Annotated in this window: 16 protein-coding genes and 1 pseudogene; 7 read left to right on the top strand and 10 right to left on the bottom strand. The window is 72.1% G+C overall.

Features of this window, described 5'->3' with window-relative positions:
- Positions 1 to 181 (top strand): annotated as a pseudogene (locus LG395_RS34665) (hypothetical protein); the annotation flags it as partial.
- A 246-nt stretch (positions 182 to 427) separates the two neighbouring features.
- The gene (locus tag LG395_RS34670; protein WP_225812720.1) at positions 428 to 1,072 is read left to right on the top strand and encodes a DsbA family oxidoreductase; all 645 of its coding nucleotides are present in this window, start codon (positions 428 to 430) and stop codon (positions 1,070 to 1,072) included.
- A gap of 177 nt (positions 1,073 to 1,249) precedes the next feature.
- Here LG395_RS34670 and LG395_RS34675 read toward each other — a convergent pair whose 3' ends face one another.
- From LG395_RS34675 to LG395_RS34685, 3 genes are all read right to left on the bottom strand, one after another.
- Positions 1,250 to 3,178: a peptidoglycan recognition protein family protein gene (locus LG395_RS34675; RefSeq protein ID WP_225812722.1), complete on the bottom strand. Its 1,929-nt coding sequence runs from the start codon at positions 3,176 to 3,178 to the stop codon at positions 1,250 to 1,252.
- 539 nt (positions 3,179 to 3,717) lie between these two features.
- Entirely contained in the window at positions 3,718 to 5,220 is a 1,503-nt protein-coding gene (locus LG395_RS34680; protein WP_225812724.1) for a flavin-containing monooxygenase, read from the bottom strand.
- Positions 5,204 to 6,787, bottom strand: coding sequence for a class I adenylate-forming enzyme family protein (locus LG395_RS34685; protein ID WP_225812726.1), 1,584 nt, complete (start codon positions 6,785 to 6,787; stop codon positions 5,204 to 5,206). The genes LG395_RS34680 and LG395_RS34685 overlap by 17 nt, the downstream gene beginning before the upstream one ends.
- Positions 6,788 to 6,995: 208 nt before the next feature.
- On the opposite strand from LG395_RS34685, the gene LG395_RS34690 reads away from it, so the two are divergent.
- A complete protein-coding gene (locus tag LG395_RS34690; protein ID WP_225812728.1) occupies positions 6,996 to 8,357 on the top strand; it encodes an epoxide hydrolase family protein in 1,362 nt (453 codons plus the stop codon).
- 92 nt (positions 8,358 to 8,449) lie between these two features.
- On the opposite strand, the gene LG395_RS34695 is transcribed toward LG395_RS34690, so the two are convergent.
- The 4 genes from LG395_RS34695 to LG395_RS34710 form a co-directional block, all read right to left on the bottom strand.
- Complete coding sequence (locus LG395_RS34695) at positions 8,450 to 9,163, bottom strand: SDR family NAD(P)-dependent oxidoreductase (RefSeq protein WP_372463506.1); 714 nt, start codon at positions 9,161 to 9,163, stop codon at positions 8,450 to 8,452.
- Positions 9,164 to 9,309: 146 nt separating this feature from the next.
- Positions 9,310 to 11,556, bottom strand: coding sequence for an ATP-binding SpoIIE family protein phosphatase (locus LG395_RS34700; RefSeq protein WP_372463507.1), 2,247 nt, complete (start codon positions 11,554 to 11,556; stop codon positions 9,310 to 9,312).
- 378 nt (positions 11,557 to 11,934) lie between these two features.
- Positions 11,935 to 12,624 carry an NADPH-dependent F420 reductase gene (locus tag LG395_RS34705; RefSeq protein ID WP_225812734.1) on the bottom strand — a complete coding sequence of 230 codons (690 nt, stop codon included), beginning with the start codon at positions 12,622 to 12,624 and terminating at the stop codon, positions 11,935 to 11,937.
- Positions 12,625 to 12,684: 60 nt separating this feature from the next.
- Positions 12,685 to 13,755, bottom strand: coding sequence for an LLM class flavin-dependent oxidoreductase (locus LG395_RS34710; RefSeq protein WP_225812736.1), 1,071 nt, complete (start codon positions 13,753 to 13,755; stop codon positions 12,685 to 12,687).
- Positions 13,756 to 14,021: 266 nt separating this feature from the next.
- Between LG395_RS34710 and LG395_RS34715 the strand changes: the two genes are divergently transcribed.
- Together LG395_RS34715 and LG395_RS34720 are read left to right on the top strand one after the other, a co-directional pair.
- A complete protein-coding gene (locus tag LG395_RS34715; RefSeq protein WP_225812738.1) occupies positions 14,022 to 14,921 on the top strand; it encodes an NAD(P)-dependent oxidoreductase in 900 nt (299 codons plus the stop codon).
- Positions 14,922 to 15,157: 236 nt separating this feature from the next.
- Positions 15,158 to 16,276 (top strand): NAD(P)/FAD-dependent oxidoreductase, encoded by a 1,119-nt coding sequence (locus tag LG395_RS34720; protein WP_225812740.1) that lies wholly within the window; start codon positions 15,158 to 15,160, stop codon positions 16,274 to 16,276.
- Between the two features lie 181 nt (positions 16,277 to 16,457).
- Here the strand turns inward: LG395_RS34720 and LG395_RS34725 are convergent, their stop codons facing one another.
- Both LG395_RS34725 and LG395_RS34730 read right to left on the bottom strand, forming a co-directional pair.
- Positions 16,458 to 16,913, bottom strand: coding sequence for a MarR family winged helix-turn-helix transcriptional regulator (locus LG395_RS34725; protein WP_225812742.1), 456 nt, complete (start codon positions 16,911 to 16,913; stop codon positions 16,458 to 16,460).
- A 518-nt stretch (positions 16,914 to 17,431) separates the two neighbouring features.
- Positions 17,432 to 17,920 (bottom strand): SsgA family sporulation/cell division regulator, encoded by a 489-nt coding sequence (locus LG395_RS34730; protein WP_225812744.1) that lies wholly within the window; start codon positions 17,918 to 17,920, stop codon positions 17,432 to 17,434.
- A gap of 402 nt (positions 17,921 to 18,322) precedes the next feature.
- Here LG395_RS34730 and LG395_RS34735 point away from each other — a divergent pair, with 402 nt between their 5' ends.
- Entirely contained in the window at positions 18,323 to 18,976 is a 654-nt protein-coding gene (locus LG395_RS34735) for a mycothiol-dependent nitroreductase Rv2466c family protein (RefSeq protein WP_225812745.1), read from the top strand.
- 361 nt (positions 18,977 to 19,337) lie between these two features.
- Here LG395_RS34735 and LG395_RS34740 read toward each other — a convergent pair whose 3' ends face one another.
- The gene (locus LG395_RS34740) at positions 19,338 to 20,600 is read right to left on the bottom strand and encodes an acetamidase/formamidase family protein (protein ID WP_225812746.1); all 1,263 of its coding nucleotides are present in this window, start codon (positions 20,598 to 20,600) and stop codon (positions 19,338 to 19,340) included.
- Between the two features lie 870 nt (positions 20,601 to 21,470).
- Here LG395_RS34740 and LG395_RS34745 point away from each other — a divergent pair.
- Positions 21,471 to 22,220, top strand: a complete 750-nt coding sequence (locus LG395_RS34745) for a lysophospholipid acyltransferase family protein (RefSeq protein ID WP_225812747.1) — start codon at positions 21,471 to 21,473, stop codon at positions 22,218 to 22,220.
- The last annotated feature ends 200 nt before the right edge of the window (positions 22,221 to 22,420 follow it).

The following is a 22,420-nucleotide window of genomic DNA, read 5'->3' on the forward strand; positions in this document are numbered from 1 at the left end:
CGAGATGGCCGCGAGGCTCAAGGCGGCGGCCGAGGCACAGACCGGGATCCAGGTCGAGGTCCAGGCCGAGACCGAGGCCGAGAGCGGTGCCGGCACCGGCACTGACACCGGCACCGGCACCGGCACCGGCACCGGCACCGAGGAGGGTCCGCGACGCTGGTGGCAGCGCCGGCGCCGGTGACACCGCACGTGACCGTGGGGGCTCTCGCCCGGGTCAGGCCGGGGACGACCCCGCCCGACCGCACTTCCGCCCCCCACCGCGCCTCCGCCCGCTTCACCGTGCCCGCGCGGACGGTTCGCCCCGGAACGCGCCTCTGAGCGACGTATCGACAGACGGCCGGTCGTCCACAGGGGACGTACGGCCGGACCTACCGGCGGGCAACCCGCAGGTTGCCCCCTCCGATCAGCTGAGACAGGAGATCTACCCATGCGTGTCGAGATCTGGACCGACGTCGCCTGCCCGTGGTGCTACGTCGGCCGAGCCCGCTTCGACCGCGGACTGGCCGCGTTCGAGCACCGTGACGAGGTCGAGGTGGTGCACCGTTCGTTCGAGCTCAACCCGCAGGCCGAGAACGGCACCGTGCCGATCATCGACGCGGTGGCGGCGCAGTACGGCCGTACCAGGGAGCAGCAGGTGGCCAGGGAGGAACAGGCCGCCGCCATGGCGCGCGAGGTGGGGCTGGACTTCCGCATCGGCGGACGTGTCTTCGGTAACACCTTCGACGTGCACCGCCTCATCCACTTCGCCGGGTCGCACGGCCGGCAGGCCGAGCTGATGGACCTCGCCTTCCGGGCGAACTTCGCGGAGGAGCGGTCGATCTACGACAAGGAGACACTGGTGGCCCTCGCGGTGGAAGCGGGCCTGGACGAGTCCTCGGCCCGGAAGGTGCTCGACGATCCGACCGCGTTCGCCGAGGAGGTGCGGGCCGACGAGCGACTGGCGGCCGACATGGGGGCCGGCGGGGTGCCCTTCTTCGTGCTGAACCGGCGGTACGGAGTCAGCGGCGTCCAGTCGCCCGAGACGTTCACGCGGGCCCTGAAGCAGGCCTGGGCGGACCGGGCCGCCGCGTGAGGCACGGCCCCTCGGGGGCCGAACCGGGAAGGGTCCGGCGGCCGGCGGGGCCGGCCGGTCTGCCGGACCGTTTCGCCGGTCGGGCGCGCGACGCACACGCGCGTGCGTCCGGAACGGACGAGGGACCGGGCCGCCCCAGGCGGCCCGGTCCCTGTTCGCGTGGCGGTGATCAGGTGATCAGTTGCCGCCGTCCTCCCAGTGCTGCGTCACGGGGGTCGCGGTGACGGCGTTCTCGTAGACCAGCGCGACACGGTGGCCGTACTGGATGGTGTACATCTTCTTGCCGCCGAGGACGACTGTTCCGCTGCTCTTGTCGTAGTCGTCCGTGACGGCCGGGGCCTGGGTGGCGACGTACGCCTGCCCGGCGGGGACGGTGTACACCGTGAGCGGAGCCTGCGTCGAGGGCGAGATGCCCGCCGGGTACTCCGAGGCGTCCGGGTAGCTGCGGCCGTAGACGGCCACCGGGGCGGAGCCGGCCGGACGGATCATCTTCACGCCGTAGGCGATCTTGGCGTTCTTGCCGCCGGGGTTGTAGAACCACACCTTCGCACCGCTGAACCAGATCGCGGTCCAGTCGCCGCTCACATCCGCGACGACGAACTGCTGCCCGGACTGGGCCGTGCTGCCCCAGTCGCTGATCTCGTCCGTACCCGCGCCGCCGGTGCCGTGGAGCGCCTGGTCGCCGAAGAGCGGGGCGGACGCGTCCGGGGCGGTGCGCACGTAGACGAAGTTCGACGCCTGCTGCCGCTCCGTGCAGCTGGTCGTGGGATCGGTCGGGTCGTCACCGGGACAGACACGCACGGTCTGCACGTTGTCGGCGAACGGCGGATCGATGGTCACGACCGAACCCACGGCCGGGACGCTGTGCGGCCCGCTGTAGGGGTGGCCGAGGAGCGTCATGAAGTGGTCCCAGTCCCAGCCGTTGCCCGGGTCCCAGTGCATCCCGGCGGCGTGAGCGTCGTCCGGGCTGTCGACGTTGTCATGACCGATGAGGTGCTGACGGTCCAGCGGTATGCCGAACCGTGCCGCGAGGTACGTGACCAGGTCGGCCGTGGCCTCGTACTGGGCCTCCGTGTACCAGGTGGCGCCCTGCGCGGCGTACCCCTCGTGCTCGATGCCGATGGAGTGCAGGTTCATGGAGTAGTTGCCGGCGTGGAAGGCGATGTCCTTGGTGGGCACCATCTGCGTCACCGCGCCGTCGGACGACCGCATCACGTAGTGGGTCGCGGCGCTGTTGGTCTGGGACGACAGGCCCTTCACGCCGGCGTCGTAGGTGGTCTCCAGGTCGTGGATGACGATGGTGTCGATCCGGATGCCGTTCGCGGGACGCTTGGACACCTGCACACCCGCAGCCGAGCCGGGGACGAACGTGCACGCCACGGCCGGCGGGCACTCGGTGTCCGCGGTGGCCGATGCCGTCAGGTGCAGCCGGTCCACCTGCGCCTTCGCGGGGCGGACCGAGGGGACCGCGGCGAGACGGACGCGCTGGCCGTCGTGCGTCTCGGCGGAGGCGCCCTTGCGGATGGTGCCGAAGACACGGTCGGCGAAGGCCACCGCCCCCTGACGGCTCGTCGACTGGCTGTAGCGGGCCACGGCTCCGAACCACAGGGCCGGGTCCGCCGGCGTCCCACCGGCCACCTTCTTCTCGTACGAGGCGAGGAGCGCCGCGCCACCGCGGATGTTGGCGGCGGGGTCCTCGCGCAGGGTGTCCGGCGACATCCCGGTCAGCTTCGCGGCGGCCTGGAGCGTGTGCAGGGCCGGCTTGGCCGCCAGGGAGGCGAGGTCCTTGCGGCCGGCACCGCCCATGGCTCCGCCGGCCATCATCGCCGGGGTGACGTCGGTGAGGTGCATCGGACCAAAGCCGCCGTCGGTGCTGTGCTGCGCCCCGTGGGCGTCCCACGCGGACTCCTCGTAGGCGACTCCGAGCAGCACGCTCACCGGGACGTGGTACTCCGCGGCGGCCGAGGCGAAGTCCTGCTGCCGGGAGGTGACGGTGGAATCCGTCGTGGCGAGTGCGGTGACCTGCGTCGCGGTCAGGCCGCCTACGGCCAACGCACCGGCCGCGAGCAGAACAGGGAGACGCAGCCGTCTCTTCCTCTGATGCAAGATGACGTTCCTTATGCGAGGTGGGATGAGCGGTCATCAGGTGTGAGCCGCCCACAGAACGGGCCGAACCCGGTCATTGGGGTGAACTGCGGTCGCACACCTGCTCGCAGCGGGTGGCATCTCCGCGGTCGGCTACCGATTCACACGTACCTTACGGGAGCACCAGCCGGAGCCCGGACCCGCCCCCGTCGTTGATCCGCCGCTTCGAGCGGTCCCCGGACGCCCGTCGAGGGAAGGACGGACTCTTCCGGCGGGGCGCCGAACTCCTGCCGGAGGCCATGGTCTTGGCGGCCAGAGCCCGGCACCTCCCCCAGCCTTCGGCCGGGGGACACCAGCACGCACCCGACGCCGCGCGGGGCGCCCTCCGGGCGAAGGGGGTTCGACGACGGGGCCCGGACCCGGCCGGCCGTGTGACGTCACGGGCGGGTGCAACCTACGTTTCTCCTCTCGCGAGCGCCGGCAGGACCGCCGGACGTGTCGCCGGATCCGCGCGCGGATCGTGCACGCCTGCCCACGTGCCGAGCGGTCCGTCACTCCGTTCAGGTCCGCCCCAGCCGGTAGTCCGCCATCCGGACGCGATCGGTGCGTCGTCGGAAGGCGATCGTGGTGTCGGGCCACAGCACGGTGTTGCGGCCCGAGCGGGGGTCCTGGTACCAGCTGCGGCAGCCCCCCGTCTGCCAGACGGTGCCGGCCATGCGCTCGTCCACCCAGTCGTTGAAGGCCCGCTGGACGTCGGCGCGCACCTCGACCGAGTCCGCGCCGCGACGGCGCACTCGGCGCAGGAGGGCGGTGACGTAGCGGGCCTGCGCCTCGATCATGACGATCTGTGAGTTGTGACCGAGGCCCGTGTTCGGCCCGGCCATCAGGAACATGTTGGGGAAGCCGGCGACGGTGGTGCCGAGGTAGGCCCGGTTTCCGTCGGCCCAGGCCTCGGCGAGGGTGACGCCGTCCCGCCCTGTGACGTCGATGCGGAGGGTGTTCTGCGTGTCGAAGCCGGTGCCGTAGACGAGGACGTCGGCGGCGACCTCGGCCCCGTCCTCGCCGACCACGGTGCCGGGCCCGACCTTCGCCACCCCGCCCCGCCGCAGCTGGACATGGGGCCGGGACAGCGCCGGATACCAGTCGCTGGAGATCAGCAGCCGCTTGCACCCGAGGGCGTAGTCGGGGGTGACGGCCGCTCGCAGCGAGGGGTCGGACACCTGTTTCTCCACGAGCCGGCGGGCCAGCGCCTCGGTCGCGGCGAGGGCACTCGGATCGCTGACGAATCCGGCGGCGCGCCCCTCGTGGATCCGGAACAGGCGTGCGCGTGTCCACCAGCGGTAGGGCGGACACCAGCGGGCAAGACGACGGTGGCGTTCGTCGAAGAGCCGGTCGGCCTTCGGCAGGATCCAGGGCGGTGTGCGCTGGAAGACGGTGAGGGCCGCGACCTGGTCGACGATCGCCGGGACGAACTGGACGGCACTGGCGCCGGTGCCGATGACCGCGACCCGTTTGCCGGTCAGGTCCACGTCGTGCCGCCAGGCCGCCGAGTGGAACACCGCGCCGCCGAAGGACTCGACACCGGGCAGGTCCGGGCGGACGGGATGGTGCAGCGGCCCGACGGCGCAGACCAGGAACCGGGCGCGATGGCGGTCGCCGGCCGACGTCACCACCTCCCAGCAGGCCTCCTCCTCGGCCCACCGGGCGCCGCGGACCTCCTGGCCGAACCGCACGTGCTCGACGAGTCCGCGTCGGCGGGCCACGTCCCGCAGGTAGTCCAGGATCTCCGGCTGGCGCGCGAACAGCCGGCTCCAGTCGGGCTTCTGGTCGAAGGAGTACGAGTACAGAGGCGACGGGATGTCACAGGCGCAGCCCGGATAGGTGTTGTCGCGCCAGGTGCCGCCGAGGTCGTCGGCGGCCTCCAGGATCCGGAACGAGCGGATTCCCGCCTTGCGGAGCATGGCGGCGAGACCGAGCCCGCTGAACCCGGCGCCCACGATCAGCACGTCCACGGGCGCGGGCGGCGCGGCCGTGCCGGCGGCGGGATCAGCGCGGGAGGTCATCGGTGTCCTGGGCGGGAGCCGACGGCCGCGCCCGGCTGGTGACGCCGTCGCGGGCGGTGGGGATGCCGGCGAGCCGGTGCTTGAGCACCTTGCCGGACGGGTTGCGGGGCAGTTCGTCGACGAAGAGGTACTCGGCGGGGAGCTTGTAGTCCGCCAGACGGGTGGCGGCGTAGGAGTGCAGGGAATCCGCGCCGGGGGCGCTGCCCCGGCGGGGTACGACGACCGCGCGCACCCGCTCGTCGAAGACCGGGTCGGGCACGCCGACGACGGCGACGTCGGCGATGTCCGGGTGCCCGGACAGAACGCTCTCGACCTCGGCGCTGTAGATGTTCTCGCCCCCGCGGATGATCATGTCCTTGAGACGGTCGAGGACCCTGACGAACCCGTCGGCGTCGACGCTGCCCACGTCTCCCGTGCGCAGCCAGCCGTCCACGAAGGTGGCCTCGGTGGCGTCCGGGTCGTTCCAGTAGCCCGCGGCCACCACGGGGCCGCGCACGCACAGTTCGCCGACGGTGTCCCGCAGGTCCCGGGGCGGTGCGCCGTCCACGGAGACGGCGACGTCGAGACCCGCCACGGGCCTGCCCACCGAGCGGGCGTGGGCGAGGTACTCGTCGCCCTCGGTGTAGGTCACGATCGAGGTCCCCTCGGTCAGCCCCCACACGTTGCCGAGCCTCAGCCCGGGCACACGGCGGACGACCTCGGCGGGGAAGCTCTCGGGGACCGGGGAACCGCCCATGACGAACAGGCGCAGGGCGGACAGGTCGGAGGCGGTGTCCTCGGCCTTGAGAAGGATCAGCCGGAGCATGGCCGCGACACCGGCGAAGAACGTGATCCGCTCCCGGACCATCAGCCGGACGACGGTCTCCGCCTGGAACTCGGGGGTGAGGACGCAGCACGCACCGGCGGTGAGGAATCCGATGAACTGCGAGACCACACCGGTCGCGTGGAACATCGGCGCCGCGATCAGGGTGCGCTCTTCCGGGCCGGCGCCGAGGCGCTCGCGCACGGTGCGGGCGTTGAACAGCAGATTGGCGTGGGTGTGCATCGCGCCCTTGGGTCTGCCGGTGGTGCCCGAGGTGTAGAGCAGGTGTGCCACGTCGCCGGGGGTCCGGTCCGCCCCGGGCAGCGTGCCGGCGTCGGGAACAGCCGCGTCCGGCGCCGGTGGGGCGAGGAGGGCGGCGGCGGGGACGACACGTTCGGCGAACGCGATCGGCACGCGTCCGCCGAGGGGCCCCTCGACGGCGTCGGTGAGGATCACCCGCGGACCGCTGTCGGTGAGGACGTGGTCGAGCTCCGGACCGGTCAGCCGGGTGTTCACCAGGACGACGACGGCACCGGCGAGCTGGACCCCGAGGTAACCGACCGCGTACTGCCAGCAGTTGGGGAGCAGGATGGCGACCCGGTCGCCCGGGGCGACTCCCCGGTCCCGCAGCCGGAGCGCGACACCTACCGCCCGGCGCAGCGTTTCGGCGTGGCTGAGCCGGACGCTTCCGTCCACCAGGGCTTCACGCTCGGCGTGTTCCGTCGCGACACGGATGAACGCGCGGGGGAGTGTTTCCGCTTGCATCACGGTTCCTGACTCGGCGTCACGACGGACGCCCCGCCGTCGGACCCAAGCCTAAACGTTTTCCTTGCTACGTCAAGTAGAAGAGTGGGGAACGTCTGTTCCGACACATATCTCAGTCACCGACTTGACCGGTGACGAAAGAAGCGTAAAAATCGCACTCGTTGGACAAACATAACCCCTTTAGCAAGTGATTTATCCGGGAGTTGTCATGGGAGTCACCGAAGACACCGGTCGCCTCACCACCGGTCGCCGCCGGTTCCTCGGCCTGGCCGCGGGTGCCGCGGCCGCCACCCAGCTCGGCCTTTCCGGCCAGGCGCACGCCGCGTCCGGCGGGCCGGTACCCGCGGGCCCCGCACCGGCGGCCGGCGCCACCGGCTTCCCCCGCCCGGTCCCCGGGGTCCGTCCCTTCCGCATCAGGGTCCCGCAGCGGGAGATCACCGAGCTGCGGCGGCGTGTGCGGGCGACGCGCTGGCCGGACCGGGAGACCGTCGGCGACCGCTCCCAGGGCGCCCAGCTGGGGAAGGTCCGCCCGCTGGTCGAGTACTGGGGTACCCGCTACGACTGGCGCAAGGTCGAGGCGAGGCTCAACGCGCTGCCCCAGTTCATCACCGAGATCGACGGGCTGGACATCCAGTTCGCCCACATCCGCTCGCCGCACGCCGGCGCCATGCCGATGCTGATGACGCACGGCTGGCCCGGTTCGATCATCGAGCTGCTGAAGATCGTCGATCCGCTCACCAACCCGACGGCCCACGGCGGACGTGCCGAGGACGCCTTCCACCTCGTCCTCCCGACACTGCCCGGCTACGGCTTCTCCGGGACGCCCAGGTCGGCCGGATGGAACCCGGCCCGCGTCGCGACCGCGTTCCACCGGCTCATGCTCCGGCTCGGTTACGGCGAGTACGTGTCCCAGGGCGGCGACTGGGGCGCGATCATCGCGCAGATCCAGGCCACACAGCGGCCCGAGGGACTGCTCGGCATTCATGTGAACATGCCCGGTACCGTGCCGCCGGACATCCTCCGCCACCTGCGGAACTCCGACCCGGCGCCCGCCGGTCTGTCGGCCCGCGAGAAGGTCGCCTACGACCGGCTGCTGCACTTCTACCACGACGGCTTCGGCTACGCGGCGATGATGAACCAGAGTCCGCAGACCATCGGTTACGCCCTCGCCGACTCGCCCGTGGCGATGGCGGCGTACTACTACGACAAGATCGCCGAGTGGACCGACTCCGGCGGTGAGCCCGAGAAGGTCCTCACCTACGACGAGATGCTCGACGCCATCTCGCTGTACTGGCTGACCAACACCGGGCCGTCCTCCTCCCGGCTGTACTGGGAGGGCTACCAGGCCGGCGGCGGACCGTTCGACGCGTTCCACATCCCCGACCTCCCCGTGGCGGTCACGGTGTTCCCGGCCGAGATCTACCCCGCGCCGCGGAGCTGGGGCGAGCGGGCCTACGGCAACCTCGTCCACTGGAACGAGGTCGACAGGGGAGGCCACTTCGCCGCCTGGGAGCAGCCGCGCCTGCTGGCCGAGGAGCTGCGCACGTCGTTCAGGTCGCTGCGGCACTGACCCCGCCGCGTGATGCGGAAAGGGCTGCGGCCGGTCCGGCGAACCGGACCGGCCACAGCCCTTCCGCACAGGCGGCCGGCTTCGGCGCGTGCTCAGTGCCCCGCGCTCATGCCGCCGTCGACGTGCAGGATCTCGCCGGTGACGAACGGGGCGTTCTCCAGGTACAGCACCGCGTCCGCGATGTCGCTCTGCTCGCCCATCCGTCCCATCGGGTGCAGTCCGCCGAGGGCCGCGTGGGTCTCCTCGGGGTGCATCGGGGTCTTGATGGTCCCGGGCGAGACGGCGTTCACGCGGATGCCGCGGGTGGCGTACTCGATGGCCAGGGACTTGGTGACGGACTGGAGCCCGCCCTTGGTCAGCGAGGCCATGGCGGAGGGCAGGCGCATGTCCGGGCTGTCGACCAGGCTGGTGGTGATGGTGACGACGTGGCCGCCGCCCTGGCCGAGCATCTGCTCGATGGCCAGCTGGGTGATGCGGAAGAAGCCGCTGAGGTTCACCCCGGTCACGGCGGCGTAGTCGTCCAGGGTGTACTCGGTGAAGGGCTTGGCGACGAAGATGCCCGCGTTGTTGACGAGGCTGTCGATGCGGCCGAACCGTTCCAGGCCCTGGGCGATGACGCGCTCGGCGGTGGCGGGGTCGGCGATGTCGCCCCGTACGGTGAGCAGGTCGGGGTCGTCGGACGGCGCGATGCTGCGGGACGTGGCGACGACGGCGTAACCGTGCTTGCGGTAGGCGTCGACGATGCTCGCGCCGAGGCCCTGAGAGGCACCGGTGACGACGGCGACCTTCTGAGTGCTCATGATCATTCCTCCGGGTGGGGTGAGGCTTCCTTGACTTCCACGTTAGTAGACCGGTCGGCTAGCAGTCAATCGGACCGCCCTCGGACCGGACCCGCCGGCCGTCACGTACCAGATGTGTCCGGACCCGGCGCCCGCCCGCGCACCGCCGCCGCTCATCGGCCGGTGATGGGCAGTGTCAGGGAAACCGTCTTGCCCTGTCCGTTCGGCGAGCTGTTCCAGGTGTCGGCCAGCGCCTCCACGATCAGCAGACCCCGGCCGTGTTCCGCTTCCGCGTTCTCCTCCTCGCCGAGCGACAGCGAGGAGGGTATCGGCGGGTTGCTGTCGGAGTCCCGTACCTCGAGCCGGAGGTGATCGTCGAAGGCCCGCAGCCGCACGTCCACGTCACTGCCGGCGTGGATGAGCGCGTTGGTGACGATCTCGGAGACGACCAGCTCAAGGGGCTCCGACATCTCCTCCAGCCCCCAGGAACCCAGCCGGTCGTGGACGAACGCGCGGGCCGCCCGGACCCCCAGCAGATCACGGCGCTGGATGTGCAGGCTCCCCACGCGCGGTTCTTCCTGCCCCACCGCCCCGCCGTACAGCACTACCAACAGGACGGCGTCGTCGCGGCGCTGCTGTGGCGTGGAGCCGTCCTCGACGACCAGGTCGGCGAGCTGTTCGAGATCCGGCGCCGGAGCCCCGCCGCCGGCGCCGAGCAGCGCGTGCAGGCGCGCCTGGGGATCGGGCGCGTCCCAGCGGACAAGGCCGTCCGTGTACAGCATCAGCACCGACCCACACGCGAGGCGGTGCTCGCGTGCCTGACAGGCGTCCGCCCCGGGAACGCCCAGTGGCAGGTTGGCCGGGGCGGCCAGGACGCCGGTCGTGCCGTCCGGCCGCCGCACCAGGGGCGGGGGATGCCCGGCGAGGGCCACCTCGACGGTGCCGTCCAGCGTGTCCAGCGACACCACGCAGCAGGTCGCGGTGAGGTCGGTGCCCAGGGTGGCCAGGAGCCTGCCGGTCCGGTCGATCACCGCGGCGGGACGGTGGCCCTCGACGACGTAGGAGGCCACCGCGGTGCGTATCTGCCCCATGACCGCGGTGCTCTCCACGGAGTGCCCCTCGACGTCGCCGACGACCAGCACGGCCCGGTCCCCGGGCAGCGTGATCACGTCGTACCAGTCACCCCCCGTCCTGGTGCTGACGCCGGCGGGCCGGTAGCGCGCCGCGGTGGCCAGCCGTGGCAGGTCCGAGAGCCGGGAGGGCAGGAGGAAACGCTGGAGGCACTCGCTCATCGCCCGCTGCTGCGCGCTCAGCTCGACACGGCGCACCGCGGCTCCCAGCAGCCCGGCCATCATCCCGAGAAGGGCCCTCTCCTCGGGCGGGAAGCCCTGCGGCCGGGAGAACTCCAGGCAGCACACCGCGACCACCCGCCCGCCGCCGCCGATCGCCAGGTCGATGAACTGGCGGTCGCCGGTGAGCGGCAGGTACAGCTCGGCGCGCGACTCGTCGGCCGAGAAGGAACCCGTGGGCGAGCGCCCGGTCAGGAACACCGGGCGGCCGCGGAACGCCTCCGCCGCCGGTGTCCGGTCGTCCATCCTGGCACCGTGCAGAGCGCGGGCCATGCCGGAGGAGGCACCGACGTGCCCGAGGACCCACAGCCGGCCCTCGACGGCCGACACCAGCGCCATCGCCCGGGCGCCCAGCGGGTCCATGACGCAGTACCGGGCGGCCTGCATCACCTCTTCGATGGTCGTGGCCCGGTTGAGCAGTTCTGCCAGGCGGCGCAGCGGGAACATCATGCTCGTGCCCGCGGAGCCCGGGATGTCGCCCAGCCCCCAGCCCGGAGTGCACACAGGTGCACGCGGGTCGTCCTGGGCCGGTGGCACCATGATCGGCATCGGACCGGCCGCCACGGCCACGCCGTCGTCGGCCAGCGCGGCCAGAGCCGCGGCCAGCCGGTCCGCGACATCGCGCAGTTCCGCCCTCTCGGCGGCCGTGAAGGCGCCGTCGGTCTCCAGCCGCAGCGCGGTCAGGGCGCCGAAGCGCCGGCCGGCCGCGACGACGGGGGCCGCCGCCGCGATGTAGGGATACGGCAGATGGTGTTCACGGCGCTGGTCGGCGGGGTCCCGGTCCAGCAGTACGGCCGTCTCCCCCGTCAGGACGGCGCGTACCGTGGCGGCGGGCACGTCCAGTTCCAGCCGCCCCGGCATCGTGAACAGCGACGGCGCGCTTCCGTCGGCCAGCGCGAGGCGGAGTCCGCCGCGGTGCTCGTCCAGCAGGTAGACCGCTGTCGTCACGGCGTTCAACCGGCGTCTGGCCGCACTGGCGGCACGGTGGAGGGTGTGGCCGAGGTCCGTTCCGCGCCTGTCCACGGGTCCGTTCCGCCGCCGCTGATCCGGTGCTGCGCCGCTGCTCGTCACGAGACGGCTCCCTCCAGCGAGGTGCTGGTCGTCGGCTGTCGCCGACCGGTCGTCGAAAGGTGCTCCGCCGTACTCCGGCGATAACAATTATTCGGCGGCCCTGAGGCTCCGCGCGAGCCGTAACCCGTCGTGCGCGGTGTCCGGGTCCAGGCGCCCGCGGGCCGGTACGCGTGCGTGTCGTGTCCCGATCGCCCTCGGGTTGCCGGACCGGCTCGCCCGTTCGAAGACGGTGGGCGGGCCCAGGCCGTGTGCGATCACCCGGGCCCTCCGCGGCCGGGCGGCGCCGGCCGACTGACCGGCGCGAGCATCCTGATCATCGTGAGCGCCGGTCCGCGGACGCTGGAGACCGCTTCGGCCGCCCCCGCCGACGACACCGCCTCAGCGAGCCTCGCCGACGGCGTGGCCCGGCTCCGGCGCGGGGAAGCGGTCGAGGTCGAGCATGGCGCGCAGTCGGTCGGCGTCCACGTTGGCGCCGAAGGGTTCGGTGCCCGGTTGCAGTCGTATGCCGGCGGCGAGCGGACCGGCGACGACGGGGTCGAAGCCGAGGGCGTCCACGAGGTGCGCGACCGTGGCCCTGTCGTCCGGGTCGTCACCGGCGAGGGCGATCGCCTTGCGGTCGGCCGCCCCGGCCGGCCGGGCCTCGTCCTCGAGGTCGTGGTAGCCCATGTGGTTGAACGCCTTGACCACGCGGGAGTCCGGCAGGAACGCCTGGACCAGTTCGCTGGTGGAGATGCGCGGGTCGGTGAAGTCGTCGCGGATGCCGTCGACTTCCCACCAGTAGTTCATGGCGTCGACGACGAGTTTGCCGCGCAGCGCCTCCACCGGGACGTTGCGGTGCTTGCCCAGGGGCAGCGCCAGGACCGCCACGTCGGCCTGGGCCGCGGCCTCCCGCGCGGTGACCGCGACCGCGCCGGGGGCGAGGACCTCCACGGTGAGAGCGATGGCGTCGGCCTCGCCCGAGCCCGCGATCAGCACCCGGTAGCCGGCCGTCACCGCGAGCCGGGCCAGTACGGTTCCCACCTTTCCCGCGCCCAGGATGCCGATCGTGCGGACGTCGGTGATGTTCATTGCGCTCCTTCGCTTCTTCCTCGGGGGCCTTCTGTCAGCCGGCCGGCGTGATCAGGGGGATCACCTCGGTGCCGTACCGGGCCGGACAGGGGCTGGCTCGTCGCTGAGCAGTTCCCGCACGCGCGGGGCGACTTCGCGGCCCAGCAGCTCGATCGTGCGGGCGCGGGCCTGCCGGGGGAGGTGCATGATGTCGTACTTGAGGTCGAAGCGGCTGAGGTGCAGATCACGGGCCGTACGAGCGATCTTGCGGGCGACCGTCTCCGGGGACCCGACGTAGAGCGCGCCGTCGGCCAGCTCCGCTTCGTAGCGGGCGCGGGTCGGGGCGTAGAACCCGCGTTCCTCGGCCAGTGCGGTCGCGACCGGCTCCCAGTACCGCCACCAGGTCTCGACCGCCTCCTCGTCGGTGTCGGCGACGAGTCCCAGCGAGTGCTGGCCGACCGGTCGCGGAGCGTGCCCGGACTGCTGGAGTGCCCGTCGGTAGAGATCGACGTGGCCGGCGAAGCGCTGTGGGCGTCCGCCGATGACGGCCAGCATCAGGGGCAGGCCATAGCGGGCGGCGCGCAGTACGGAGTGGGGGCTGCCGCCCACGCCGATCCAGGTGGGGATGCCGCCGGGCCGCATACGGGGCATCAGCCGCTGCTCGGTGAGCGGCGACCGGAACGCCCCGGACCACGTCACCGTCTCCTCACGTTGCAGACGCGTGAAGAGTTCGAGTTTCTCCTCGAAGAGCTGCTCGTAGTCGGCGATGTCGTAGCCGAACAGCGGGAAGGACTCCGTGGCGGACGCGCGGCCCAGGACCAGCTGCGCCCGGCCGCCGGACAGCGCGTCCAGTGTCGAGAACTCCTGGTAGAGCCGCACGGGGTCGTTGGTGCTGAGCACGGTCACCGACGTGCCGAGCCGGATGCGTTCCGTGGCCGTCGCCATGGCGGCGAGCAGGACCGGAGTGGCGCTGTCGACGTGGCCCGCACGGTAGTGCTCTCCGACGCTGAAGACGTCGAGTCCCGACGCCTCGGCGAGCGCGGCCTCCTCGACCAGCAGCCGTACCGTCTCGGCGTCGCCGAGGACGCGGCCGTCGTCCGTCGCGACCTCTCCGAAGGAGTTGAGTCCGATATCGAAGGGCGTGGCGCTCATGATCTCTCCTCTGCCGGCTCGACCGTCCGGTACCGTCCGGCACTTTCATTGATGGATCAAGTGTCATCCAAAATAATTGACGCGTCAAGCATGGGCGTGAGGTGAGGCCGCACGGACCTCGGCCGCGTCTTCCGGCCGACCTCGGGGGAGGCCACAATCGGTTCGTCGAGGTCCAGGTGTGCCGCCTCACCACACGCCGCGGACCGGGCGGCACACGTGAGGCGCTCTCCGGGGTCCGCAGGGGGGCGACGGGATAGCATCCGCGCATGTCGACGATCTGCCTGATAGGTGTGGGACGGATGGGCGAACCGGTGTGCCGCCGTCTCGTCCTCGCCGGGCACGAGGTGCGGGCCCACGACATCCGGACCGAGCGCCGGGCGGCGGTCCGGTCGTGCGGGGCCCGGTGGTCGGACTCGGCGGTGGCCGCGGCGTCGGGGGCGGACGTACTCCTCACGGTGCTGCCCGGTCCGGCCGAGGTCACGGCGGCCGTGCGGGACGCCGTCCTCCAGGCGCTGGCCACGAACGCCACGTGGATCGACATGAGCAGCAACGCGCCCACGGCCGCGGACCCCTGCCGGGAGCGGGCGGCGGCGCACGGTGTCGGATTCCTGGAGGCACCCATCGGCGGCTCGCCCGCGGACGCCGCCGACGGGCGGTTGCGGCTCTTCGTGGGAGGCGACGCCACCCTCCTCGAACGTCACCGTCCCCTGCTGTCGGCGGTCGCCGACCGCATCAGCCACCTCGGCGGACCCGGTACCGGCTACACCGCCAAGCTGCTGGTGAACCTCCTGTGGTTCGGTCAGGCGGTCGCCACCGCGGAGGCGCTGCTGCTGGGCCGCCGCGCCGGCATCGACCTGGGCGTCCTCACCGACGTCCTGGCCGCGGGCCCCGCCTCGTCCGCCTTCGTCCGCCGGGACCTGCCCGCGCTCCTCGCCGGCGACTACCTGCCCGCGTACGGCCTGGACCGCATCCACGACCAGTTGGCGGCGATCAACGCTCTGGCGGAACAGCGCGGCACTCCGCACGCCGTCGCCGACACCGTCCGGCGCCTGCACGAGGAGGCGCTCGAACGGTACGGGCCGGTCGACGGCGAACTGCTGGCGGTGGCACTGCTCGAGGAGAGGGCCGGTACGCTGCTGCGCCACCCGGACCCGGGAACCGGCTGACGCCGCCGCAACGGGCGGAGCCGCGCACCGCGGCGCGGACGGCCCGGCCGCCCGCCACGGCCGGGTGGACACGAGATCTTCACACACGTGCCCACAAGGAGAGGTTTCGCACCTCGCGGGAGCCCCTCTGAACCCCACACGTCCCTCCGGGCGTTCAACGGAAGGCGGCCCCTGGCCGGGCGGCATCGGTTGGCTGTCGAGGAGACTCGGCAGGAGTGCGGAGAAGTGAGCTCATCATGTCCATAGTCACGACCAGGCGACGCGTCGTCATCATCGGCGGGGGATACGCGGGAGTACGCCTGGCGCGCGAACTCGACGCGGACGCCGACGTCACGCTGATCGACCTCAAGGAGGCGTTCTTCCACCGCGTCGCCTCGCTACGGGCCGGCGCCGACGAGGAATGGACGTACGCCCCCTTCATCCCGTACGACTCACTCCTCGCCCGCGGCCGTGTCGTGCGCAACAAGGCCGTCGGCATAGCGACCGCGGAACGTGAGGTGGTCCTCGCCACCGGCCACCGGGTGCCGTACGACGCCCTCGTGATCGCGACAGGCGCCGACTACCAGGAACCGGCACGCTTCACCGGCAGCACCGTAGAGGAGGCGGCGGAGTCGTTCCGGAGCCACCAGCGACGCGTCACCGGAGCACGCAGCATCCTGGTCATCGGGGGCGGCCCCTCCGGCGTGGAACTGGCGGCGGAACTGCGCCGCGTCAACCCGGCGGCCGCGGTGACCCTCGCACACCGCGGCCCCCGCCTGCTCAACCACCACGGCACCGGCCGGATGGGCCGTCAGGCGAGGGCCTGGCTGGAGCGGCACGACGTGCGGGTCCTGCTCGACACCTCGGTCACCTCCGCCGGCGGTGTCGGTGCCCGGCTGCGCGACCAGGCGGGCAACCCCCTCACCGCCGACGTCGTGTACTGGACGACGGGCACCACTCCGAACACCCTGTGGCTCCGCCTGGCCGGCCTCGGTACCTGGCTCGACGGCAGCGGTCACGTCAAGGTGGACACACACCTGAGGGTGCTGGGACAGAGGGACGTCTTCGCGGTCGGTGACGTCAACGACGTGTCCGAGGCCAAGCTCAGCCCCTCGGCGGTGGCGCAGGGGGAGGCCGCGGCGCACAACATCCGCGCGTACCTCGACCACGGCAAGCACGGGGGCCGGCCACGCCCGTACAAGCCCGCGCCGGTCAGGATCTTCTCCGTGCCGCTCGGACCCGAAGGGGGCACCACCCTCCTCCCGGCGCTCGGCCGCGACGTCCTGGTCCTCGGCAACAGGGCGACGGCGGCGCTCAAGAGCAGGAACCTGGCCGTCCCGGCGATCCGCAAGCTGCTGGGCGTCACCGACGGCTGACGGGTCTCCGCGCGGCACCACCTGGTCCGACGGTCCGTGGCGAGGACTCCTCGGCAGGGGCGACCGGGGCCGGCGGGGAGGGCGAGGTCCTCGGCCCGCGGCACGGGATCGCAGAGCACTGGCGCGGCAACCTCGGCCGGGGCTCGGCGCGAGCCGGCCGGTCCGCTCGGCCGACGGAGCGTCAGGCGGACGCTATGCGCTCCAGAACCTTCGCGGCGGCGGCGATGTCGCAGCCCTCCAGGCGCGAGAAGACATGGCGTCGTACGCTCGCGAGATTGGTGGGCCAGGCCTGCTTCAGCTGCGTCCATCCGGCACTGGTGAGAACGGCCAGCCAGGCCCTCCCGTCGTCGGGCGACTTCTCACGGGTGACCAGCGACTGCGCCTCCAGCCGGTTCACCACCCGTGTCATTCCGCTCAGTGACAGCCCGCACATGCCGGCCAGCTCGCTCATCCGCATCCGGTTGTCCGGCGCCTCGGAGAGGTGCACGAGGACCATGTACTCGGTACTCGAAATCGAATGCTCTTCCAGCATGTCCCCGTCCACGACCCGGGGCAGGAGTGTGATTACTCTCCCCAAGGCCCGTAGGAAGGCCTCCTCGTCGCGGTTCAAGGGCTTGATGGTTGTCACGTCTGCCATGGCGCCAGTGTAAATGCCGTAACCCTGTCGCAGAACGGTGCGTACCGGGTCCGCATCCAGGACTCCGGTCGCGGAAAAGGGAAATTCGTCATTTAGAAGGCGACCGGTCGACTCAAATTGCAGCGGAAACTAAATGCACTGTGACCGGTGCTCCGGCAGCCGTCGGCGTGCAGGATCCCACCGGTGCCGCAGAGAGCACGGTCCAGAGGGACGACGGCCGGGTAGTGCCGGGCCGGGTAGTGCCGGTACGTCTTGTCCTGCATGGCGAGGCGGCCCCGTGCGGTGGCGAGCGCGTGTTTCCGCCGGCACGGCATTTCCATGACTTCGCGGTCGACCGGAAAGGCACCGGCCACCGAATACGGCGTGGCCCCGCCGGTGATACATGTGCGGAGTGGCTTATGACACGTGTCTTGGAGCCGCAGGAGGCCGAGGTATTCGGAAACGGCCTGCGACCTGCGTACTGAGCCGACTGGGCCGGGGTTTCCCCCGTGCCGCCGAGGGCCGGGAGGGCATCCGGGTCACTCCGTCCTGCGACCGGTCCCGCGCATCAGCCCGCCGAGGAACTCGTCCAGCCCCAGCATGCCGCTCTCGGTGCCGGCGGCCACGCTGCCGTAGGCGCGGTCGAGGAAGCGCCGCAGCGCGGTGGCCGGCGCGGACACGATCGTGGTGCCGGCCGGCGAGCTGATCCGGATGCACAGCGCGCCCCGGCCCGCCCGAAGCCGGTGCGGGCGACGCGGCGCCGGCCAGGTCTGCACGTCTCCGAGACCTGCGGGCCTCGACAGTCCCTCCGCGAGGAGATCACGCGCGAACACCCATTCCACCGGTGGTGTCACACCCGAGTCCACCACCATCCGCACGGCGTACGGCTCGTCGGTGGCGTAGTGGAAGGACAGGGTGACCGGCACGGTGACCGAACCGTCGAGCAGGACGGTGCCTTCGCAACGGCAGCTGGTACCCGGCGGGGGTGAGGACGCCGGACCGGGGCGGTGGGTGGAATCGTGGCTCATGTCTTGCTCATTCGCTCAGGCGCTGCGCCGCTACGGCGCCCGCGGGCCGGCCGGCTCGCCGCGGTGGCGAGAGGCCGTGAGGACGGGAGTGGAAACGGATGACCGGTCGTATGCATTCCGGTCGGCCCGGTCAGGGAGAGGTTCCCGACACTCGGTGCCTGGCGACGACCGCTGTACGGGCCCGGCCCGGTCGTCCCCGGCGTACAGCTGGGCGTCGGCCGGGCCCTCGTTGCAGTGCCAGCGGATGATCGCCTCACGCTCCAGCGCCCCGCAGGCGCCCGGATGGGCACCGTGCGCCGGTGAGTGCGCTCACGCGCCGGTGCCATCCGGGTGTCGTCCCACCGCGCGGGACCGCCGTCCGTGAGGCATACTAGGCGACCGGTCTATTTTTTGGAGTCCCCCGTGCGTACACCGACCCCTCACGAGCCCACGACGCCTGTCGACTTCTGGTTCGACCCCGTCTGCCCGTGGACGTGGCTCACGTCCCGCTGGATGCTGGAGGTCGCCAGGAGCCGGCCCGTGGAGGTGACCTGGCACGTCATGAGCCTGGCGGTGCTCAACGAGAACAGGCTGGACGAGCTGCCCGAGCGCATCCGGGTGCTGATGGGCGAGGCGTGGGCGCCGGTGCGGGTTCTCACCGCCGCGGCCCAACTGCACGGCCCCGAGACCCTGGAGCCGCTGTACACGGCCCTCGGGGAGCGCTACCACCTGCGGCAGCAGCCCAAGAACCGGGCCACGCTGGAAGACGCCCTGCGGGAGGCCGGCCTGCCCGTGGACCTCGCCGACGCAGGCGACACCGACCGGTTCGACGAAGGCCTGCGGGCTTCCCACCACAGGGGGATGGCCCTGGTCGGCCAGGACGTCGGCAGCCCGGTCATCGCCGTCCCCGGCCGGGACGCGGGCAGCGACCCCGTCGCCTTCTTCGGCCCGGTGGTGAACCCGGCACCGAAGGGCGAGGAGGCCGCCAGGCTGTGGGACGGCGTGCTCGCCGTCGCCTCCACGCCGGGCTTCTACGAGATCAAGCGCACGCGCACCAGCCCGCCGGACTTCGGCTGAGCGAACCGCCCGCAGCCGGTCCCGGTACGGCCTGGCCGGCCAGGCCTGGTCCGCGGGTCGGTGTCGGCACTCCGCCCCGGCGTGCCCTCCGTCCGCGTGGCCGGGTGCCGAGGGAACCCGCGTTCTGCGGCGGCAACCGGGCGCCAGGGCGGCGGGCCGGTCGGGAGAGTGATGACACGCCGGCAGGTCCGCGTCGGCGCTGGGGCGCCAAGGAGGCATGTTTCTCGCCGAGGCAGCCGGCCTTCCGGTTCTCCCCCTCAACGCCCAGCGGCCCCGCGGACGGTCACCCGTGGCCCGGCGGAGGACGGGACAGGGCCGCCGCTCCCGCGTCCTGCCGCAGTCGGGCGGGCCGGAGCGGCAGTCAGCCGAAGATGCCGCGGGGCAGGGTCATCGACACGAGCCACTTGGGCAGGTCGACCGTCTCGTTGATCTTCAGGTCGCCGGCCACACTGCACAGGGCGTACGCCTCGTGCAGGCTCACCTGCTGGTCGGTCACCAGCCAGTCGATCATCTCCCGGACGGCTGTCTTGGCGTCCTCCATCAGATCCGGTCCCGTGCCCACGGTCTGGTAGTACCCCCGCTGCAGCATCTCCGCGGGCATGGTCAGCTGCGTGGGGTCCGCCGCGGGAACGATGGCCCGGGAGGAGGCGATCATGGTGTTCTTCACCAGGCCGAAGCGCAGCGTGACGGCCATGAGCGTCTCGACGGCGGTCCCCGTCACCTCCCCGTCGCCCTGCGCCATGTGCCCGTCCCCGGCGGAGAACATGGCTCCCGGCACGTACACGGGAAACTGGACCCGGGCACCTTTGACGAGTTGTCGGATGTCGGTGTTCCCGCCCATCGCCCCGCTGACGTCCGGCGGGAAGGTGCGGTACATGCCCCTGTGCAGCGGGGCGACCCCGAGGATGCCCATGAACGGGGCGACGGGGACGCGCGCCTTCTTGCCCGTGTCGACGCCGGTGAACGAGGCGAGGCCATCGCTCTGACCGCGCTCGAACCCGAAGGTCTGCAGGAAGGGGGCTCCGCTGTTGTGGGCCTGGTCCTCGGGAATGGCCCCGGCCGCAGGTCCAGGGGTGGGGTCGCTCAGCTGCGAAGCCTCGCTCCAGGAGGCGAACGGAGCCAGCGCCTCCGGACGAAGGGAACCGAACAGGCCGAGGGCGGGGCTGACGGCGACGTAGCCGAAGTCCACCAGGGGAGCGACGTCCAGGATCTCCACCTCGAGGATGTCGCCGGGCTCGGCGCCCACGATCTCCACCGGCCCCGTCAGCGGATGCACCAGACCCAGGTCGATGGTGAGGGTACCGTCGGGCGTCATCGTCCGTGCAGCCTCACCGATGTCCAGCGCGTCCCGGCACAGCAACTGGACCACTTCACCGGGCCGTACGGTGGCCACCGGCGGCAGGTCCCTGTTCCAGCGGTTGTGCAGCACCCTGCCGTACCCGTCCACGACGGTCTGCCCGCCCGGCCCCGCCGTCACGTCGGGGGTGCCCGAGCCGGCGACGTCCATGCCGCCGATGCCCTCCGCGCCGGCGGCCAGGCGGGACAGCGCGTCCGCGCCCGGTCCGGCGGACGCCTGGTGCCGCAGGCTGCCGTCCGGCAGGGTTCCGGAGTGGACGAAGCACATGGTGATACCTCCCGCGTTGCCGCGCCGGCCGAACCCGGGGAGCCGCCCGGGAACGGATCCGCCGGCGGATGTCGAGCCGCCGGCCCGCGGGAGTCGAGCCCTGTCACCACCTGGTGCCGTCTGATGGGGTCTGGCCGGTCCGCACACGACCGTGCACGGGCGCGTGTGCCCGCGGGCTCTCCCAGCAGGTTCACCCACTTCGAGCACGTCGGCAAGCGGGGCGCGGGAGCCGACGGTCCCGCGCGTCCCCGGAGTCAGGACCCGGCGGTACCTCGTCGACGACGCGGGTGGCGCGGACCTCCGGCCGTCCGCGGCCGACCTCGCCGGCCCCCACGCCGTACCGGCCCCGACGGGGCGCGGCACCGACCACCCGCGCCCGCGACGCGCTGTCAGCGGTTCCACGGTGCGCCTGGCGGCGCCACGCGCCCCCTCCGGGGAGGTGACCGCGGCGCTCAGGCTCCCCGTACGCGAGAGCACGACCGGCTGACGTGACACGGGCTCCGGCACGGGGGTGCCGGCACCGCCGGCGCCGCGTCCGGGCCCACCCCGGCACGCCGACCGCGGTCCGCTTCGGCGACGTGTCCCGCAGTCACCGGCGGCGGTGTTGATCGAGGCACACATCAGCCCTAGGATATTGCACCGTCAAGCAAATGGGTCGTTCACGGCGGTTCGCGCCCGTGCGTGTTCCCGTCCGGCGGCGTGTGTCCGCCGGGCCCCCACGGACACTCCCGCGCCCGGCCCACCTCGGCCTCGAGGACCCGTTTCCCCGCCACCGGGCACCCACGTGCCGTGACCGGCCGCGGCGGGGAAACAGACTCGTGGGCGGGAGGCGGCCGGACCGCGTGCCGCACGGAGGAAAGAGGATCCCGGGTGCCCCGCAGCGCACACAACCCCTACGGCTTCTGGTACCGGCTGGCCGCGGCCATCGCGAAACCGGTGCTGTTCCTACTCGTCAGACACCAGTGGCGGGGGATGGAACACATACCCGCCGAGGGCGGCTTCCTCACCGCCGTCAACCACATCTCCTACTTCGACCCGCTCACCTACGGGCACTTCCAGTACGACAGCGGCCGGCCGCCCCGCCTGCTCGCCAAGGCGTCGCTCTTCACCATCCCCTTCGTCGGCACGGTGCTGCGCAGGACGGGCCAGATCCCGGTCCACCGCGGGACCGCGGACGCCGCGTTCGCGCTGCGGGACGCGGTGGACGCCGTCAACAGGGGCGAGTGCGTCGCGGTCTACCCCGAAGGCACCGTCACCCGCGACCCCGGGCTGTGGCCGATGACCGGCAAGACCGGTGTGGCACGGATCGCGCTGACGACCGGGGCGCCCGTCATCCCGGTGGCCCAGTGGGGGGCCCACCGCATCGTGCCGCCGTACGCGCGCGGCGGTCGCGGCAACCGCAGGGTGCGGCTGGTCCCCCGCCAGCGGGTCCAGGTGACGGCCGGGCCGCCCGTCGACCTCAGCCGGTACCGCGGCCTGCCCCTCACCTCCGATGTACTGGCGGCGGCCACCGAGGACATCATGGCCGCCATCACCGCGCTCCTGGCGGAGATACGGGGCGAACAGCCGCCCGCGGAACGTCACACGCTCCGCCGGAAGGCACGCGAAGGCACCGGGTGAGAAGCCGGGAGGTGTGAGCGGGCCGCCGGATGTCCCGGCGCCGGAACATGCGGGAACACCGCTCGCGCCGGATACACACCTTGCGGGGCGGACGGCGACACGTGTGCGGTATTCCGAAGACGCCTGCCCGGAGGCCGGCCGGACCGGGTGGGTGGTTCCCCTGATGGACGAGCACCCGTACGGCATTCGTCACCCCGTGT

The organism is Streptomyces spinosus (genome assembly GCF_020400655.1).
In the GTDB taxonomy this organism is placed as follows: Bacteria; Actinomycetota; Actinomycetes; order Streptomycetales; family Streptomycetaceae; genus Streptomyces; species Streptomyces argyrophylli.